At 39.7% G+C, this 1,191-nt stretch carries 1 pseudogene; it reads left to right on the forward strand.

The annotated features are described in order from the left end of the window. Nucleotides 1-190 precede the first annotated feature (190 nt). Nucleotides 191-1,191, forward strand: a pseudogene (locus BP822_RS11570) (hypothetical protein); the annotation flags it as partial.

Raw genomic sequence — 1,191 nt, forward strand, 5'->3', positions numbered from 1 at the left:
AGAAATAGAGTCGATGCAACTTGACAAAATAATGATTCTTTGCATAGCTTCTAATCCGTCTGCAATAATAGTAAAGGACGGCCTTAATTTTTAGCTCGAACTAACTGAATGTGGGTTTATACGGCAAATCAACTTCCAACATGGCAAAATAGTTATATATCTAATCAGTACCATAATTATTAATGGTGATATGATGGGCGGCTTGAGCCAAAAATACTACAGAAATTGTTTTTTATTTTTAATATTCATATTTTCAACGATAGTGTTTTGTGAAGCCATAGATGATAGGATCTACGATGACGATGAGAACTCTCGCTCTGAGGCTGTGGATTTCGGCACGAATTGCATGCGAGGACCAGTAACAAGTATGACCCCCCCAATAACTCAGAATTTCATTATGAAAATAGGCGCTACTATAGAGCAGAAGAATGCAAGAGATGTATACATCAAAGGCTTCGGAAATATGACACTATTGTTTCAGCCAACAGCAAATCCAGATAAGCTTAATGTTAAACTTACAGATATACGTCTGGAGATCTATCCTTTTAATCTACCATTACCACCAGGTAGTCCACAGAAGATTATTAGATCTAATCGAATTGCATTGGATGGAAGTAACTTCGATATTAAGGCTTTCAATGGCACTTTAGATCGGAGAACAAAGAAGGTGGCCTTGAAATTTGTCATCATTCTGGATCCTGATAAGATCCCAGAAATGAAGGCGCTTGGAATTAGAGAACCTTTAAAGGCGATAGCCATTGAGGAAGGCACTATGGATATCGAAAAAGGTCTTATTGCTACTTATTCAGAGCCATTTAATCTGGGCTCCGGTCCCCAATACATAACCGTGTCAGGAGATCAATTCAGTAGCTGTAAACCCGCCTTTTCAGATTGCTCTTCAGATCCTCTCAGTTGCTGTTCCGGGAGTTGCGTTTTTGGCATATGTGATTGCATAGAGGTTGGAGAAAGAATACCATCTGGATCTTCCGAGGATGTCTGTTGCTCAGGAGATGCAAAGGCGAATTTATGCTGCGCTAAAGATGGGATGGAGACTGATGAATCATATAATTGCTGCGAAGGTCTTACTTATTCAAGAAGATCCGGGCGTTGTCTCACTCCAACCGATGCATGTATAGAAGATGGCTGCCAATGGACAAGATCATCTTGTTCTTGTGAAGAAAGAGATTGTTT

Origin of the sequence: Methanosaeta sp. UBA458, assembly GCF_002496085.1 — an archaeon.
Lineage (GTDB): Archaea > Halobacteriota > Methanosarcinia > Methanotrichales > Methanotrichaceae > Methanothrix > Methanothrix soehngenii.